Origin of the sequence: Martinezella hainanensis, assembly GCF_900094555.1 — a bacterium.
GTDB lineage: Bacteria > Pseudomonadota > Alphaproteobacteria > Rhizobiales > Rhizobiaceae > Rhizobium > Rhizobium hainanense.
Genome location: NZ_FMAC01000003.1, coordinates 195297 through 210972, shown reverse-complemented (window position 1 = coordinate 210972; position 15676 = coordinate 195297). Strand labels below are relative to the sequence as shown.

General features: G+C 59.0%; 15 protein-coding genes. 5 read left to right on the top strand and 10 right to left on the bottom strand.

The window, feature by feature from the left end; all coding sequences use genetic code 11:
- Positions 1 to 65 precede the first annotated feature (65 nt).
- The 3 genes from GA0061100_RS11545 to GA0061100_RS11535 all read right to left on the bottom strand — a co-directional run bounded on the left by GA0061100_RS11545 (position 66) and on the right by GA0061100_RS11535 (position 2706).
- Positions 66 to 659 (bottom strand): nucleotidyltransferase domain-containing protein, encoded by a 594-nt coding sequence (locus tag GA0061100_RS11545; protein ID WP_075852846.1) that lies wholly within the window; start codon positions 657 to 659, stop codon positions 66 to 68.
- A gap of 145 nt (positions 660 to 804) precedes the next feature.
- The gene (locus GA0061100_RS11540) at positions 805 to 1437 is read right to left on the bottom strand and encodes a Vgb family protein (RefSeq protein WP_075852845.1); all 633 of its coding nucleotides are present in this window, start codon (positions 1435 to 1437) and stop codon (positions 805 to 807) included.
- 48 nt (positions 1438 to 1485) lie between these two features.
- Positions 1486 to 2706, bottom strand: coding sequence for a helix-turn-helix domain-containing protein (locus tag GA0061100_RS11535; RefSeq protein ID WP_075852844.1), 1221 nt, complete (start codon positions 2704 to 2706; stop codon positions 1486 to 1488).
- Between the two features lie 120 nt (positions 2707 to 2826).
- On the opposite strand from GA0061100_RS11535, the gene GA0061100_RS11530 reads away from it, so the two are divergent.
- Together GA0061100_RS11530 and GA0061100_RS11525 are read left to right on the top strand one after the other, a co-directional pair.
- Positions 2827 to 3624, top strand: coding sequence for a DUF899 domain-containing protein (locus tag GA0061100_RS11530; RefSeq protein WP_075852843.1), 798 nt, complete (start codon positions 2827 to 2829; stop codon positions 3622 to 3624).
- Positions 3624 to 3908, top strand: a complete 285-nt coding sequence (locus GA0061100_RS11525; protein ID WP_075852842.1) for a hypothetical protein — start codon at positions 3624 to 3626, stop codon at positions 3906 to 3908. Before GA0061100_RS11530 ends, GA0061100_RS11525 begins: the two co-directional genes overlap by 1 nt.
- 111 nt (positions 3909 to 4019) lie before the next feature.
- Here the strand turns inward: GA0061100_RS11525 and GA0061100_RS11520 are convergent, their stop codons facing one another.
- Together GA0061100_RS11520 and GA0061100_RS11515 are read right to left on the bottom strand one after the other, a co-directional pair.
- A complete protein-coding gene (locus GA0061100_RS11520) occupies positions 4020 to 5261 on the bottom strand; it encodes an NAD(P)/FAD-dependent oxidoreductase (protein WP_075852841.1) in 1242 nt (413 codons plus the stop codon).
- Entirely contained in the window at positions 5261 to 5587 is a 327-nt protein-coding gene (locus GA0061100_RS11515; RefSeq protein ID WP_075852840.1) for an ATP-binding cassette domain-containing protein, read from the bottom strand. The genes GA0061100_RS11520 and GA0061100_RS11515 overlap by 1 nt, the downstream gene beginning before the upstream one ends.
- 131 nt (positions 5588 to 5718) lie before the next feature.
- Between GA0061100_RS11515 and GA0061100_RS11510 the strand changes: the two genes are divergently transcribed.
- The gene (locus GA0061100_RS11510) at positions 5719 to 6756 is read left to right on the top strand and encodes an Ldh family oxidoreductase (RefSeq protein ID WP_075852839.1); all 1038 of its coding nucleotides are present in this window, start codon (positions 5719 to 5721) and stop codon (positions 6754 to 6756) included.
- Positions 6757 to 6849: 93 nt separating this feature from the next.
- On the opposite strand, the gene GA0061100_RS11505 is transcribed toward GA0061100_RS11510, so the two are convergent.
- The 3 genes from GA0061100_RS11505 to GA0061100_RS11495 all read right to left on the bottom strand — a co-directional run bounded on the left by GA0061100_RS11505 (position 6850) and on the right by GA0061100_RS11495 (position 10063).
- On the bottom strand, positions 6850 to 7812 hold the full coding sequence (locus tag GA0061100_RS11505) for a dihydrodipicolinate synthase family protein (protein ID WP_075852838.1): 963 nt from the start codon (positions 7810 to 7812) through the stop codon (positions 6850 to 6852).
- Positions 7813 to 7935: 123 nt separating this feature from the next.
- The gene (locus GA0061100_RS11500) at positions 7936 to 8637 is read right to left on the bottom strand and encodes a GntR family transcriptional regulator (protein WP_075852837.1); all 702 of its coding nucleotides are present in this window, start codon (positions 8635 to 8637) and stop codon (positions 7936 to 7938) included.
- A 259-nt stretch (positions 8638 to 8896) separates the two neighbouring features.
- The gene (locus GA0061100_RS11495) at positions 8897 to 10063 is read right to left on the bottom strand and encodes a GGDEF domain-containing protein (protein WP_075852836.1); all 1167 of its coding nucleotides are present in this window, start codon (positions 10061 to 10063) and stop codon (positions 8897 to 8899) included.
- Between the two features lie 487 nt (positions 10064 to 10550).
- Between GA0061100_RS11495 and GA0061100_RS11490 the strand changes: the two genes are divergently transcribed.
- Together GA0061100_RS11490 and GA0061100_RS11485 are read left to right on the top strand one after the other, a co-directional pair.
- The gene (locus tag GA0061100_RS11490) at positions 10551 to 11423 is read left to right on the top strand and encodes an ornithine carbamoyltransferase (RefSeq protein WP_075852835.1); all 873 of its coding nucleotides are present in this window, start codon (positions 10551 to 10553) and stop codon (positions 11421 to 11423) included.
- Positions 11424 to 11541: 118 nt separating this feature from the next.
- Positions 11542 to 11976, top strand: coding sequence for a hypothetical protein (locus tag GA0061100_RS11485; protein WP_075852834.1), 435 nt, complete (start codon positions 11542 to 11544; stop codon positions 11974 to 11976).
- Between the two features lie 325 nt (positions 11977 to 12301).
- Here the strand turns inward: GA0061100_RS11485 and GA0061100_RS11480 are convergent, their stop codons facing one another.
- A complete protein-coding gene (locus GA0061100_RS11480) occupies positions 12302 to 12727 on the bottom strand; it encodes a DoxX family protein (protein ID WP_208621530.1) in 426 nt (141 codons plus the stop codon).
- Positions 12728 to 13148: 421 nt separating this feature from the next.
- On the bottom strand, positions 13149 to 15002 hold the full coding sequence (locus GA0061100_RS11475; protein WP_075852833.1) for an ABC transporter ATP-binding protein: 1854 nt from the start codon (positions 15000 to 15002) through the stop codon (positions 13149 to 13151).
- Positions 15003 to 15676: the final 674 nt, after the last annotated feature.

Sequence of the window (15676 nt, the reverse complement as noted above, 5' to 3'; positions counted from 1 at the left end):
GCTCGATATAGCGATGTCGGCGCTTGCAGGATCCAGCTCGAAGTCGCGTCCATGCTTGGCGAATTTCAAAGTCGCGCTATCCAGTCGTGATCCGGATGCAGTCTTTCGAGCCAGAGACGTAAGTCAGCTCTTTCCGAAGCGGCAAGCCTGGGCAAAGCGAGATCGAAATCCTTCTCATCCTTGTTCCGCCAGTGTTTTGCCTTGAAAAGCAAGATTGCGGCAGGCGCGAGGAAGGGAAGACCATCAGCGGTCTTACGGATCATATCGCCGCGAGGCATGGCGAGCGACGGGTCGCGCTTGTAGATCCACGTCGCGGGCGTGCCGCGTTCCGGCATCATATCAACGCGCCAGCAACCTTGCTGCGGATCGGCTCCCCAAAGTTGGGCTACATGCACTGCGGGCGGCACCGATGAAGGAAGATAGTCTATTTGACCATCGACAACCGAGAAGAACGCCAGCTCCGCCAACAACGAACGGGCATTGGCGATATCCTCACGCAGCACGGCAAATTCAAGATCTTCATGTTCACGGGTCTGCCGGCCATGCCAGAGGTCCAGCGCCCATCCGCCGACGACATACCAATGAATGCCCGTGCCAAGTCGCTTCATCAGATCGGCCGGATGCCAGGCATTCCAGGCTTTTTCGGGAAGGGATTTCATGGAACCTATCGCCTATCGTGGAACACCGTTTTCCTGTAGTCGGTTGGCCGCTTCGGCAAAACGGTCCCCTTTTACCAATAGGCGAAAAACTTCGCGCGGAGACGGATCGGCCATCCAAGGCGCCGAACATCCTGCAGCGAGCTGTTCAGCGCGGCCGGCGGATGGCCCGCACCTTTCCGCTGCCGCCACCACCGGCGAAGAAGCGGTCCTTGCCATCGGATTCCAGACCGGAAACGCCGGTCCCCTCCGGCATTTCGAGCCGCTCCAAAACTTCGCCAGTCGCCGGATCGATACGACGGACGTCGCTCTCCTCACCCTCCCAGGTGCCGTGCCAAAGCTCGCCATCAACCCATGTCACACCGGTGACGATACGGTTGGATTCGATGGCGCGCCGGATGGCGCCGGTCTCGGGGTCGATTTCATAGATCTTGCGGCCGCGATGCTGCCCGACCCACAGGCTGCCGTCGCTCCAGGCAAGGCCGGAATCACCGCCATTGCCCGGCGCAGGAATCGTCGCGACGATCGTGCCCGTCTGAGGATTAACCTTATGAATCTTGTCCTCGGCGATCTGATAGAGGTAACGACCATCGAAAGCGGTGCCGGCGTGCGAAGCAATGTCGATCGTGCGCACCTGTGCGCCGCTTTCCGGATTCAGAGCATGCAGCTTTTCGCCGGAGGCGAACCAGACGTGCTGGCCGTCGAAGGTGACGCCGTTGACGCGTGGCGCGTTGTCGAAGGGGCCGTATTCGCGAATGATTTCCGCTTGCGACTTTTTCATGCTTCCATCCTCCGGTCGGGATCGGTTGAGTGTCGATAATGTGAAAGCTTAGTCGCTCGGCAGTGGCCCGGGGAGTAACAATGTTGTCGGGAAGCCGACGACCGGGGGCATCATCCAGCGGCAGGCCCGTCCGTTGCCCACGCGTTGTACCATCCCAATAGCCGCAAGCGCGTCAAGCGCACGCTGCACCGTACGTGGACTCGCCGACAGCGCAATCGACAATGCCGAACTCGACCAGGATTCGCCATCGGAGAGCAGTGCAAGTAACGGGGCATTCTCGACTTCGACCGACGGTGCCAGCACCACGACATCTTGCGCTTGCCGCGGCGTCAGCACGAAACCTTCCGTCGTCGCGCTGATCTCGGCGAGCGGTTCCAAAGCGGCGCGAAGCCTGCCGACTTCCACCCGGAGCCGGGCTCTATGGGATTCGTCGGCGTGGCGGGCGCGGAACGCACGGGAAAGTAGCAGCGCCCGCGGCGCACCGGCCGGGGCCGCCTCGGCCAACACGCGCGCGAGCGCGAAAAGCACGGGCCGGCTCGCAAGCGATATAATGTCTGCGCCGTTGCGGACGACGTTGCGGCAGGCATCGACGACCAAGGTATCGGATGCCAGAAGCGCCTCGACCTTATCGAGCGACAGCAGCCTTTCGTTCCCTTTGGCGATCAGGCGAGCGGCCGGCTCATCGAGAATGCGCGCCGCATCCTCCACCTCGACGACAAGAGCGGGGATCGCTGCCTTGCGAGCCGCTTCCGCGGCACGTGTCAGGGCAGCACGCGCCGGCTCGATACGCAGGCGGCGAACGGCGATGCCGGCAACGGCCAGTTCATGGCTTGCCCTTGCCGCAGGCGGCAAGGGCGACGGATCGAGTTTCGTGAGCAACCGCTCGGCTTCGTCCAGATGACCGATGAGCAGCAGGCGGCGTATCTGCAGATTGCGGGCGTGGGCGGCGTTGATGCGGTCGCCGTGTTTTTCGAGAGCGGCCCGCGCCGTCTCCAGTGCCTTTTCCGGCCAGCCGAGATCTCGCGAGACGAGAGCAATCTCCGCCTCGGCGACGATGCAACGGGCACGGGCAACGGCTTCGCGCGGACTAAAAGCGCGCGCGGCACTCTTCAATAACGCCTTGGCGCGAACGAGATCGCCGAGCTGCGCCATGGCTATGCCGCGCAGTGCCAGCGCCGGTCCATCGTCGCGTAGCGCCACGCGCTTCAGCGCACCCAGCACATCGCCTGATGCAAGCGCCTGAGCTGCAGCGACGATCAGCGAGTCCATCGAAATCCCGTCACACTTGTAACTCCCACCCCTTCATCCTCCAGCGGTAAGTTATCGCATATCGGCTGGCAAGATGCAGCGCCAACAAGGATGGACCTAACAGACAAGAGGAGATGAACCATGACGATGCATAAGACAGGAACGCGCAAGGAGTGGCTTTCGGCACGGCTTTCCCTGCTGGAACAGGAAAAGGAACTGACGCGGCGCAGCGACGAGATTGCCGCCCGCCGTCAGGAGTTGCCCTGGGTGAAGGTGGAGAAGGACTATCGGCTCGAAACCGAGAAGGGTGTCGTTCCGCTCTCGGCCCTCTTCAAGGGCCGCTCGCAACTTCTCATCTATCACTTCATGTTCGGGCCGGATTACACGGCCGGCTGCCCATCCTGCTCGTCGATCGCGGACGGCTTCAACGGCATCGCGGTGCATCTTGAAAATCACGATGTTGCCTTCTCGGCCATTTCCCGCGCGCCGCTCGCGAAGCTGCAGGAATTCAGGCGGCGCATGGGCTGGACCTTCGACTGGGCTTCCTCGGCCAACAGCGATTTCAACCATGACTTCAATGTCTGGTTCACGCCGGAGGAACAGCGCGACGGCAGCATCGAATACAACTACCGCCGCGAGCCGCCAATGCCCGACGCTCAAGCCGGCAAAACGATGCAGCAATGGGAGCTGCTCGACAGCGCAGGCCCTGTCGACCTGATGGCGTCAATGACGGGGACGGATGTCGCGACCTACACGCGCGACCGGCCCGGCGTCAGCGCGTTCGCCATGCAGGATGGTGACATCTATCATACTTACTCGTCCTATGCCCGTGGGCTCGACGGCCTCTGGGGCATGTACCAATGGCTCGATCGCGCCCCGCTCGGCCGCAATGAGACCGGGGTGTGGTGGAGGCATCACGATCGGTATGGAGCAAACTGATGTTTCGCTCAGCCGAAAGCAATGAAAGGGCCGGCGGGCGTGCCGCCGGCCCTGCGCTGCCCGTCATCGCCAGCCGTTGGCTGGCATTGGCAGCGGCGCCAAGCTTCGCCCTCATGACCGCGCTATCGGCCTATGGCGCGGGCGGCGATATCATCTGCTCGGCGCAGGACAGTCCGATGCTCAGCGGGATGGTGCCCATGTATCTGCTCATGAGCCTCTTTCACTGCGGGCCGTGGTTAAGACTGCTTGCAAGAGAAGGGCATGACGCTCGCGTGTCGAGCTAAGTCGCGCCGGCATCAGCCGCCCTTGCAATACTCCCGCACAGCGGTCGGCGGATGAGGGATCGCTTCGCCGTCCGCCACAATAGATCGGCGAGCATGATCCTGCGGTTTCCGTCAGAAACGTTGTGGCGAGAATGCCGTCAGATCGATCGCTGGCTTCCGTCCTGTCAGGAGGTCGGCAACGATACGCGCCGTGCCGGCCGATTGGGTCAAGCCGAGATGGCCATGGCCGAAGGCATAGATCACGTCCGGCGTCGCCTTGGCGCTGCCGATCGCGGGCAGGCTATCGGGCAACGATGGTCGGAAACCCATCCACTGCACACCGCCCTCCGGCCTCAGGCCGGCCAGGAAAGTGCGCGCCTTTAGCAGCATCGCTTCGGAGCGGCGAAAATTGGGGGCTAAGGCCAGTCCGCCCAGTTCCACCGCTCCGCCGACGCGGATACCGGTTGAAAGCTTGCTAACGACGAAGCCATGGCCGCCGAAGGTTATCTGCGTGCGCAGATCGAAAGCATCCGCCGGAAGGGTCGTGTTGTAGCCGCGCTCGGTTTCGAGCGGGATATGCTCGCCGAGCGTTTTGGCGATCCGGTGCGAAAAGGCGCCGGCGGCCAGGACGACCTTGCCGGCCTGACGCAGCTTTCCATCCGCAGCCACCACCTCGACCCCAGTAGGGATCGCACGAAGCGCCGAAATTTCCGCCGTCTCGATGACGCCGCCACGGCTGCGAAAATTGTTGGCCAATGCGAGCGTGTAAAGCTTTGGATCGGCGATGGAATACCAGCCGGGCGTGAACGTGCCGCGTGTGAAGCGCGACGCCAGCCCAGGCTGGATCGCCGCCATCTCGTCGGCTTTCAGATGCTGGAATTCGATGCCGTGATTGCGGCGCACCTCCCAACCGGGCAGCGAAGCCTGGAATTCCTCCTCGCTTTCATAGACCTGGAGATTGCCTTCCTTGCGTAGCATGGAGAACGTATCCGTGGCGGCAAGAAAGGGCTCCAGCTCCGCCTTGGACAGATCCATCAGGCTTGTCTGCGCCGACGTGGAGCGGGCAACGCGCGAGGGCTGGCAGGCCCGCCAGAAACGGAACATCCATGGCGCGATCTGCAGCGCATAGGCAGGCGGCACCGACAGCGGTCCAAGCGGATCGAGAAGCCATTTCGGCGCCTTCTTCAAAATGCCTGGAGACGCCAGCGGCAGGATATCCGTGAAGGCAAAGGCGCCGGCATTGCCGGCCGAAGCGCCGGCGGCCGGTCCCTCTCGGTCCACCACCGCCACGCTCAAGCCGCGCGCTTGGGCTGCAATCGCTGCGGAGAGGCCAACGACACCGGCCCCAATGACCATAACGTCAGGTCTTGCCATCAATGCACGCTCGAGAGAAATTTCTGTGTTTCCGGATGCTCCGGTTTGCCGATCTCGCTCATGACGCCCTGATCGAAATAGGCGATGCGATCCGAGACATCGCGGACAAACACTGTTCTAGGCGCTAGGCAGATCATGGTCATCCCTCCTCCCGGCATGAGATCAAGCGCAGATATCGCTTCGTCAAACAACATATGTTCCGGCGACGTGGCAAGCACTCTTGTCGGATGGATCGAAAACATCTCGGCAAGGTCGGCATGGATCTGTTTTGCCATCATTTCTTCGGCCTGCGGCGGCCGGATATCTGCGGGTGATGATAAATCCACTGGCCCTCCTCAGCTAAAGCACCGGCATGGCCGTCTGTGCGACAGGCTCATATGTCGATTTTTTGTATTCTTTTTGTATTTATAATTTTCAAGTCTATGATGCAAGCGAGCATAATATGGGAGAACCACAATTGACCGACGTGACCACCCTGACACCGGATGCGCTGCGAGGCCGCGTCGAAGCGATCCTTTCGAAAGCCGGCATCAATGCGCAGCAGGCCGGAGCAATCGCGCGGGTCATCGTCGCCGGCGAACGTGACGCCTGCAAATCCCACGGCATCTACCGCATCGAAGGCGTGTTGCGCGCGGTCAAGGCCGGCAAGGTACGGCCGGATGCAGTGCCGGTTCTTGAACAAAGCGATGGCTCCGCCATCGTCCGCGTTGATGCCAGGAGCGGTTTTTCCAATGCTGCTTTCGAGCTCGGCGTGCCCGCGCTTGCCGAACGGGCTCGCCGCTTCGGCATCGCCGCACTTGCCATCAACGACTGCACGCATTTCGCTGCACTCTGGCCGGAAGTGGAAGCTTTGACGGATCGAGGCCTCGCCGCCTTCGCCATGTGCCCGAGCTATTCCACCGTAGCGCCGGCCGGTGGCTCGGCGCCTCTCCTGGGAACGAACCCCTTTGCTTTCGGTTGGCCGCGTCTTGAAAGCCCGCCCTATGTTTTCGACTTCGCGACGTCGGTTGCTGCGCGCGGCGAGATCGAACTGCATCGACGCGCCGGCAAGCCTCTTCCAGAGGGCTGGGCGATCGATGCCGATGGCCAGCCGACCACGGACCCGGAAGCCGCATTGGCCGGTGCGATGCTGCCGTTCGGGGGACATAAGGGTTCGGCCATCGGCACAATGATCGAGCTTCTGGCCGGCATCATGATCGGCGACTTCACCAGCCGCGAAGCGCTCGATTATCTCGGCTCCACGGCCTTCGCGCCACGGCATGGTGAACTCATCATCGCCTTCTCGCCGGAGGCCTTCGCGGCTGGTCGAGCCGGAAATCCGCTCGCTCGCGCCGAAGTGCTGTTCGAAGCGATTGTCGGCCAAGGCGCGCGCCTGCCCTCGCAGCGTCGCTTTGCCGCTCGCGCCCGTGCGGAAAAGGATGGTATCCCGCTATCCACAGAGGAAATCCGCCAGCTCGACCGCCTGCAGGAACTTGGCCTCGATGCCGTGGTCTGAACGATCCAAAACGTAAGTAAATACTAACGTAATGTAATAGAAGAGAGGCCCCGCAGGGCCTCTCGCATCTTGAGCATAAGCGATCGTAAGAGCTTAGGCCTTGTATTTTTCTACGGCGCCGGGAAGCTTGCTCCACTCGGCATACCAGCTATTGAACAGCTTGAACTGAGCTTCGACATAACCGCGCTGGCTGTCGTTCAGGACGTCGCTTTCATTGAAGTGCAGCTCATATTCCTTATCGCCCTTCAGCACCATCATATGCTTGAAGAAGAGAACAAGATCCGGGCCTTCGTCGAAAGAGGAGAGGACGGCGAGTGCCTGCTCGAGTTCGAGCGCGCGCTGGCGTGCGTCGACGTCGCCCTTGGCAGCAGCCTGCGCGAGGTTGCAGAGATGGATGACTTCCTTTGGCAGGACGTTGCCGATGCCGGTGATGGCGCCGGTCGCGCCGCAATTGACGAAACCGTGGAACACGGCCGTGTCGACGCCGATCATCAGCGTCACGTCGTCATCGCGGCTGGTGATGTTTTCGGCGGCATAGCGCATGTCGGCCGGGCCGCCGAATTCCTTGAAACCAACGAGATTGGCGTGTTCGGCACGCAGCGCGAAGAAGAGGTCGGCGCGGGTGGCAAAACCATAATAGGGGCTGTTGTAGATGACGGCCGGAAGATCAGGCGCTGCCGCAAGGATCGCCTTGAAATGTGCCTTCTGGGCGGCAATCACAGAGCCGCGCGAGAGCACACGGGGGATGACCATCAGACCCTTGGCGCCAACCTTCTGCGCATGGGCCGCATGAGCAACGGCCGATGCCGTATTGACGGCGCCGGTGCCGACGATGACGGGCACTCCCGCCCTGGCCAGCCGCTCGACGCCTTCCATGCGCTGCGCATCGGTGAGCAACGGCCAATCACCCATCGAGCCGCAATAGACCACAGCCGACATACCATCGGCGATCAACTGCTTGCCCTTGCGGACAAGCGCATCGAAATCGGGGCTTCGATCGGGTTTGCACGGGGTCATCAAGGCGGGGATCACGCCGGAGAAAATGCTTGCAGTCATCTGTCTATCCTCTTGGGCCGGGGTGGATCGGCAATCAGCCCAGCAACATCCGCCGCCGCGCCTCACCGTCTTTGCAGCATTGATATACTCTTGTATATATTTTGTCGACAAGAATTATGCAAGCTACAGGCTGACGTCGAGGCGATCCCCACGCATCAGCAATTTCTGGATCTGGGCGACGATCTGCTCGGCATGTTCGCGCGCGAGGCGCTCGGCAAGTTCCGTGTCCCGCGTCTCGATGGCGGCAATGATTTCATCATGCTCCTCGACGAAGCGGCGCGGCAGACGATCGTTGTAGGATTGATAGTAGAGACGCAGGAGACGCCTGCCTTCGTTCAACAGCCGAGAGAAAAGGCCGGTAAAATATGGATTGCGGCCAGCTTCGGCGATTGCAAGGTGCAGAGCCGCGTTGGTGGAGATCATGGCAAGCGCATCCTGCGCTTCGACAGCGTCGGCGAAATCAGCCTGAAGAGCGCGCACACCTTCGAGATCTTCCGGACGGTGATATCTAGCGGCAAGCTGCGTTGTCACCCGATACATCAGGACCAGCGCATCGAAATAGCTGTGCATGTTGAGAAAGTCGATCTGCGAGACCATGGTCGAGCGGTTGGGCAGCGTATCAATCAGCCCCTCGCCTGCCAGCCGCACGAGCGCTTCACGGATCGGCGTGCGCGACATGCCGAAACGCTCGGAAAGCTGCACCTCGTCGATAGGGCTGCCCGGCGGCAGCTCCAGATCCAGAATCTCGTCCCGCAAGATGTCATAGACCACCTTCACGCCGGACCCGCGTTTGCGCTCGTTCCGGAGGCTTGCTTCACTATCCATGGCTAACTGACCTCTTCTTTCAACGTGAGAAATAAAGGGCCATGCCAGCTAAATCAACGCCGCTTCCCGGCATTCCAGGCCTTTGCCAAAATCGAGATTTGCCTCGTTCCCATCCAGCAACCTCGATGCGGGCGCCATGTTCTGTAGCGGTCTGCGAGCAACATGACAGGTCGGCCGCCCTTGAACGCCCCTCCCCGGTTCCAGGTCTTCTTTCGAAGACGCCGTCAGGCTGCAATGCTCCAACGAATTGATCGAGGGATTACGCCGAGCGAACGTAACCTTCGGCAACGAAGTTGCTGCTCTCGTCACAGACCCGGTTTCGTCCGGCTGCCTTTGCCAGATAGAGAGCCCGATCCGCTTCGCGACAAAGCTCTGAAAGCGACCTGGATTTCCGGCTTACCTTCGAAATGCCAATGCTCGTCGTCACCACCACATCGGCACCGAGATCCGGAAATCGTGTTCGCTGAACTGCTTCCCGAATGCGTTCGGCCTGAACAAGGGGGTTTCCTGCTTTCAAGGGAAGAAAGACTATGAACTCTTCTCCTCCCTGCCGCGCGAAAATGGCGGAAGCCGGCAGAACCGCCTCTATCGTTCGCGAGACGGCAACGAGAACTTCATCTCCCGCCGCATGGCCCCAACGGTCGTTAAGATGCTTGAAGTGGTCGATATCGAGATAAAGAAGAGCATCTCCATCCCGAAGTCGTCCGGAGACGTTCTCGTTGAAGAAGCGACGATTATAGAGGCCAGTCAGGCCATCTCGTTCGGCTGTTTGTCTGAGTTTTACCTGTTGGCGCTCGCTTATGAAAATAACGATCGACAGCGCCAGCACAAACTTGGAAAGGATCATCAGCAGGAAACCGCTCGCCACATCGAAAAGGAGGAAAGAATGGAACGAAAACTCGAAGGCCATTATCAGCGATAGCAGGCCGCAGGCCGATAATATTGCGGCAACGAATTTTCTGATCGGCAACGGTTCGCGAAAGGAGTCCCTGAAGATGACGATCGCCGCGCCGGCAAGCATCACACAGGCAAGGAAATTGAATGTCGCTGCCCGATATGTATTGTTCAAATGAAATGCGGTGAAAGCTCCGACGAGTAAGATCAGCAGTCCGGGCAGCAATACAAGAGCCGACATCACCTTTCTGTCGGGATCGCTGATCACCACGAAAGATGAGCCGAGCAACGAATATCCAAGCACGGCGCAAACGAGATTGATAAGGCTGAGAGGCGCATAGAATGCCGGGTAGGTTTCGGCATATCCGGCCAATGTTGAAGCCGCCGCAAGAATTACGAAACTTGAGGCAAGCAGACCAACGCCGCGGCTCTCATTCGCGCTGTATTTCAAATAACCCAAAGTCACCGCACCAGCGATATAAGACGTCTTTTGAAGAAAGAGCACCGTCGGCATATCTAATTCATTCATCATCGAAAACTACCAAAGCAACCAGAAAGCATCGCGGCCTCGATACTCCGGGCGATCTAAAGATTTTGCCAACCGGCCTGCTAAAGATCTTGCCAATGCAATATCTCTGATAAGTCTTCGCCGAGAGCAGCCCACCGCATTGGCTCGGAGCCTTCGTTGATCCACCTCCGAAATCAACCAGCCAAGGCCGGGACCGGCATTAAGGTCGCGACGGTGACGACTGACACCGTGCGGAAAGAACTCTCGTAGACAAGAAGTACATTGCCGATGGCCACCCTACCCTACTAGGTGTTGGTGGCGCACGTGGGCTAGACTGCGCAGAGCGGCTCGGCTTCGCTCTGGCGGGTCCTCCCGAAGTCGAATTGTCGGAATTACCCTCATCGCAGCTAGGTTGTGGCTCGCGTTTCCATTGCCCCGGATCGAAAACTGCCTAGGGTGAAGGCCTCGCCATCGTTGCAATGGGTCTGTCGAACTCAACCTTGGAAGCGTCATGAATTTTACGTCGACCAGAGATTTTCTCGAGTTTCACGCTTTGCCACCAAGCGTTATCCTTGGGCTTATTGATCGAGCGGGCCAGTTTGCAGAGTATTGGCGCGAGCGTACCATGCCGCAAGCCCTGCTCGGCAAGCGCATCGGCATCATCGTCGACGACACGGGATGGCGAAACACGACCGCTTTCGATCTCGGCGCGAAGGCGATGGGCGGCATATCTGCTCAACCTCCCATTAGCTTCAGCACTCGCGAACCCATCGCAGATCTGGCGGGCTACCTCGATAATTGGTTTGATCTTCTTGTCGTCAGGACGAAAGAGCTTGATACGCTGCGTGAACTTGCTTCTGCCGCGGAAACACCCGTCATCAATGCCCGAACAAGAACTAATCACCCTTGCGAAACGCTTGGTGATCTTGCCTATATCAAGAGCGCAAGGGGAACCCTTGATGGCCTCAAGGTTGTCGGAATTGCGCCAGACGCCAATATACTCAGATCATGGGTCGAGGCATCGCGATCGCTGCCGATACGCGTCGTTCAGACCTATCCGGAGCGCTGGCACGTCACCGACCCGGACCTTCTGAACCCGAATTTTGAAAGCAGCACGGACATTCGCCATCTGCTCGATGCGGACGTCATCATTACCGATTCATGGCCAGCAGACGCAGAGGAAGGCGAATTGGCTGAGTATCGGGTGTCGGCTTCGCTTCTCAACAAAGGAAAGCAAAGCACTATCTTTTTACCATGCCCACCGGTTACAAGGGGTCGAGAACTGACGGCGGATGCCATGCTGCATCCAACCTGCCAAAGTCGGGTGGCCAAGGCATTTTTGCTTCACGCACAGAATGCGTTGATGGAGTGGGTGAGCTCTTAGTTGTCGGCGACCACCAATCTGATTGGCGTTCGAACATCAAAGCGGCACTCATCTACCGAAGAGCGTCAGCTATCGAGGTTACTTCGCGAGACAATCCTCAAAACCGGAACCGCGGGCAATGATCTGGTTTGATGCCTCCCTCGAAAAACAAGCTGACGATGATCTTCTGCGGCGTTCCATTGCCACCGTACTCAATATCGATACTGACAGCGTGGACGTAATCCACGACATAATGCAAATTGCGGATATGCCGATAACATGCCTCGTGGCGTCGGAATCTTTCGCTGACTATTCGCAGATCGTCAGCATCTACCACTCCGGCGACCTGCACCCGCCGCCCATTCTTGAAGCGGCCAGCCAACTAGCACGGCTACTGCGGAGATCACTCCTGATGGCCAATGACGAGACAGCGAATCCCTATTCGTTCATTTTGATTTCCAGCACCGGGGAGTCCTCGGTCGTCCTGGTGGATCCCGATGAGCTGGACAAGAACGGCCGCTATGTCATCACGAGCCATGCTCCCGTTGCGGGTGAACAATCGCAAGGCTCCTGAAGGCCTGACCGCATCATTCAAATGGATGCCCGACACTGTATGGATCTCGTCTGTTATGACGCAGGTGCTTCAGGACGAGCGGAATCGCACACCACCCGATCTGCTTCGCATCCGATGTTGCGTAAGTGAGGCAGGTTGGTTGGCGTGACTTGAATTTGGAGGGCAAACGGCAAGCGCCGTGGGTCCAAGTGAGGCATCAATAACTCTGCACCTCGGCCTTCCACGCGCGCAGCTCTTCGACAAGCCCGCCGACGAGCCGGCACATTCGCCATCTGCTGTTAAAGGGAGAATGGTGCGGCAAGTCCCAGATCATGACAAGGCTGTATCATGTCCTGTCCGACCAAGGCGCCCACTTTGCGGCAAGCACACTGCCCGGCCCATGTACAGCGGCGAAGAGCAGTCCCGCTACGAACGTGAAGTGATCAACGAAAAAGCCGAATTCAGCTTGATTGCCGGTCCATCGTGCCGGACCATGGAATGAGAATGCGAGAAAGATGACGTAAACGGCCGCAGCAAGCGCCGCCGGGACGAACAAGGCGCCGGTCAGGAAAGCAACGACAAGCAGCACTTCAAGGATGGCGGCACACCAAGCCAGGAATAATGGGAACGGGAAGCCCGCGGCGGCGATATAGCCGGCGGTCGCGCCCATATCCATGAACTTGAACGAGACCGCCATCACGAAGACGGCGGAGAAGATCAGGCGAGCGATGAGAATGGCGGCAGTCTGCCAAAGTGATTGAGCGTTTTCCACGATGTTCCTCCAGGTTGAAGCGGTTGATGCCCCAAGGACGGCCAACAAAAGGTGATCCCGACAAGAAGGATGAGAAATTATTTGCCGGTGCTGATCGCTTGCAGCGTGAAGCAAGTGGTCGAAAACGCTCTTCCTAAAGTTCGGGTCTTACATCTTTCTGCCAAATGGGACTGAACCTCGACAGGACCGAACTGCACAAAGAGGTTACGTTGCCTCCAAATCAGCCCTTTTGCCCCTCCATCCGGTACCTGGGGCAAAATCGATGGCAGCATTTCAGCGAACGAGCATAAAAGTGTGCATAGCTAGGCCCATTGAGGGTGCACAGGTGAGGCCGGGGATCGCGGCTTGGTGCGGCTCGCTCCTCGTGGTCTTTCACGGGGCCACCTAGCGATAAATTAGAAATTTTGCGACAAAGGCTAGGTCAGCTAATCTCGTCGGGAATAAAGCCACCGGTTTGGTGTTGCCACAGACGAGCAAACAGACCGTCCTGTCCAATCAGTTCGTCCGGTCCGCCTTCCTCCACGATACGTCCTTGATCGAGCACAACTATCCGGTCCATCCTGGCAATCGTGGAGAGGCGATGTGCGATGGCGATTACCGTCTTTCCCTCCATGACGAGATTAAGCCTGTCTTGGATCGCAGCCTCAGACTCACTGTCGAGGGCGGAGGTCGCCTCATCAAGCACCAGGATTGGCGCATTCTTCAACAATACACGGGCGATGGCGACGCGCTGGCGCTGGCCGCCGGACAGCTTAACGCCGCGGTCACCGACGAAGGCGTCATAACCCTTGCGATCTTCGCTGTCGGCAAGATCTGCAATGAAGGTATCCGCACTCGCCATCTTGGCGACGGCCTCGATTTCGGCACTGCTCGCGTCCGGCCGGCCGTAGCGGATATTGTCGCCGACAGAGCGGTGCAGCAACGCGACATCCTGGGCGATGACGCCGATGGCGCGGCGCAGGCTGGATTGCGTGACTGCGCGGATATCCTGGCCATCGATCAGGATCGCGCCGTCCTTGATGTCGTAGAAGCGCAGGAGCAGGTTGGCGAGCGTCGTCTTGCCGGCGCCGGAGAGGCCGACCAGGCCGACCTTCTCACCGGGGCGGATCGTCAGCGAGAGATTGTCGATAACGGGTTTGCCGGTCTTATACGCAAAGCTGATATTGTCGAAATGGATTTCGCCGCTGGGCACGGCAAGGTCCTGCGCACCCGACCGGTCGGTGATGGTGGGCGGCGTCGTCATGACCGGCATGGCGTCCTTGATCGTGCCGATCGCCTGGAAGATCTGCTGGCCCATCTGCAGGAATGTAAATGTGTGACCGGAGAAGCGGTTGAGAACATAAACGGCCGCCGTGAATTCGCCGATCGTGACAAAGCCATCCACAAGGCCGGTAAAGCCGATCGACAGGATTGCCAGCCAATGGATCATGTTGAGGACGACGACGATGACCTCAGCGGTACGGTAGATGCGCTGCTCGCTCTGCTGCGCCTTGATAGCCTTGCCGATTATGCCTCTGATGGCACCGGCCTCGCTGTCTTCCGCGGCGAATTGCTTGACCATCTGCATATTGGCGTAGAGATCGGTGATCGCGCCGGAAATCAGGCTGCGACGCTTGGCGGAGCGGCGTGAGCGCTCGGTGAAGACGGGCGCCAACCTGACTGCGAGCAGCACGTTGAGCGTGATCCAAACGACGGTCGGCAGGGCAAGCTGCCAGGAGAGCGCACTCAGAAGGACAACGGAGCCGACCATCTGCATGATGAAGCGCGGGATGGACTGGAAGGCCGAAATGACCTGCTGCTGCACGGCTGACGCCACCTGCTGCAGTCGCGAAGCGACCTGGCCGGCATAGAGATCGTGGAAGAAGGCGAGGTCCTGCCGCTCCACCGCTCTGTGGCCCTGCCATTGAATGGCGGCCGGCATGCCGATGCCGAGCGTGTGCGAGTTGAGCGTATTGACGAGAAAAGAACCAATCGGGATGACGGGGAAAAGCATCAGGCCGAGGAAGATCAGCAGCATCCGGTCGTTATGCAGGAAAGCGGCAGCACCCTGCTGCGTGACGCCATCGACGATAACGGACAGGCCCCAGACCATCGTCAGGCTCATGGCCTCGATCGCCATGGTGCAGAGGGCGAGTGTGATCAGGACGCCGCGAAACATCATAACGAAGTGAAGAAGAACGGCCACTGGCCCCTTCGACGGCAGCGGCCGGTAGGGAATGTCCAGCGGCTGGATCAGGCTTTCGAAGGGGCGGTAGATCGCATCTGAAATTGACATGGGTGCTCGAACTCTAAATGGATGGGAGGGCGAGGACTCGGCAGCCGGAACAAGACCACCTTCCGGCTGCAATCTCAATTAGAACATCTCGGTGGATGCCAGGATTCTTGCGATGGCGATCGTGCGGAAGGCTTCCTGGCATGCACAAGCGGCTTTCAAGTGCAATGGACAGCGAAATCTGTTTATCTAAGATGAGAAATTGCAAGTGGCTGGACAGCAAAAGGCTGCATTTGAGATGGCCCCTTACCTGCTATTATTTTTCATCTTCGTCACATGCGGTCTCGTCAATATGACACGCCCTCGAAACTCCATTCGACCAGTAAATGAACGAGACACCGAAAACGCTTACAAAGCGGCTTTCAAAATTGAACCCAGGGAGACGGCGGAGCGACGAAAGCTCATAAGCCTGCTTCTGGTGATTGCGTTGCTAATCGACATGCTCCTCATCGTGTGGATAGTTCGCTTCGCCTAACAGGTAGGCTTGCTAAACGCCAAGGGGCCGGCAAATGCGCGGGGAGGCTCCGTCCGACGAATTATGTGAAACCGCCCGTCAGAATCAAACGGCAGGTTTCGCAATAGCTTGAGATTATGGTTAATACTTCGCTTAGCTGAAGCTATTTAAGGCTTCGCTTCCGCCACACGCGCTCGCCCTTGCAATAGGATTTAGCCAATGC

Excerpts from the sequence above, each read along its gene's own strand:
- GA0061100_RS11520 (WP_075852841.1), bottom strand. The coding sequence starts at position 5,261 with ATGGCAAGACCTGACGTTATGGTCATTGGGGCCGGTGTCGTTGGCCTC.
- GA0061100_RS11530 (WP_075852843.1), top strand. The coding sequence starts at position 2,827 with ATGACGATGCATAAGACAGGAACGCGCAAGGAGTGGCTTTCGGCACGG.
- GA0061100_RS11540 (WP_075852845.1), bottom strand. The coding sequence starts at position 1,437 with ATGAAAAAGTCGCAAGCGGAAATCATTCGCGAATACGGCCCCTTCGAC.
- GA0061100_RS11535 (WP_075852844.1), bottom strand. The coding sequence starts at position 2,706 with ATGGACTCGCTGATCGTCGCTGCAGCTCAGGCGCTTGCATCAGGCGAT.
- GA0061100_RS11490 (WP_075852835.1), top strand. The coding sequence starts at position 10,551 with ATGAATTTTACGTCGACCAGAGATTTTCTCGAGTTTCACGCTTTGCCA.
- GA0061100_RS11495 (WP_075852836.1), bottom strand. The coding sequence starts at position 10,063 with ATGATGAATGAATTAGATATGCCGACGGTGCTCTTTCTTCAAAAGACG.
- GA0061100_RS11485 (WP_075852834.1), top strand. The coding sequence starts at position 11,542 with ATGATCTGGTTTGATGCCTCCCTCGAAAAACAAGCTGACGATGATCTT.
- GA0061100_RS11505 (WP_075852838.1), bottom strand. The coding sequence starts at position 7,812 with ATGACTGCAAGCATTTTCTCCGGCGTGATCCCCGCCTTGATGACCCCG.
- GA0061100_RS11545 (WP_075852846.1), bottom strand. The coding sequence starts at position 659 with ATGAAATCCCTTCCCGAAAAAGCCTGGAATGCCTGGCATCCGGCCGAT.
- GA0061100_RS11500 (WP_075852837.1), bottom strand. The coding sequence starts at position 8,637 with ATGGATAGTGAAGCAAGCCTCCGGAACGAGCGCAAACGCGGGTCCGGC.
- GA0061100_RS11525 (WP_075852842.1), top strand. The coding sequence starts at position 3,624 with ATGTTTCGCTCAGCCGAAAGCAATGAAAGGGCCGGCGGGCGTGCCGCC.
- GA0061100_RS11475 (WP_075852833.1), bottom strand. The coding sequence starts at position 15,002 with ATGTCAATTTCAGATGCGATCTACCGCCCCTTCGAAAGCCTGATCCAG.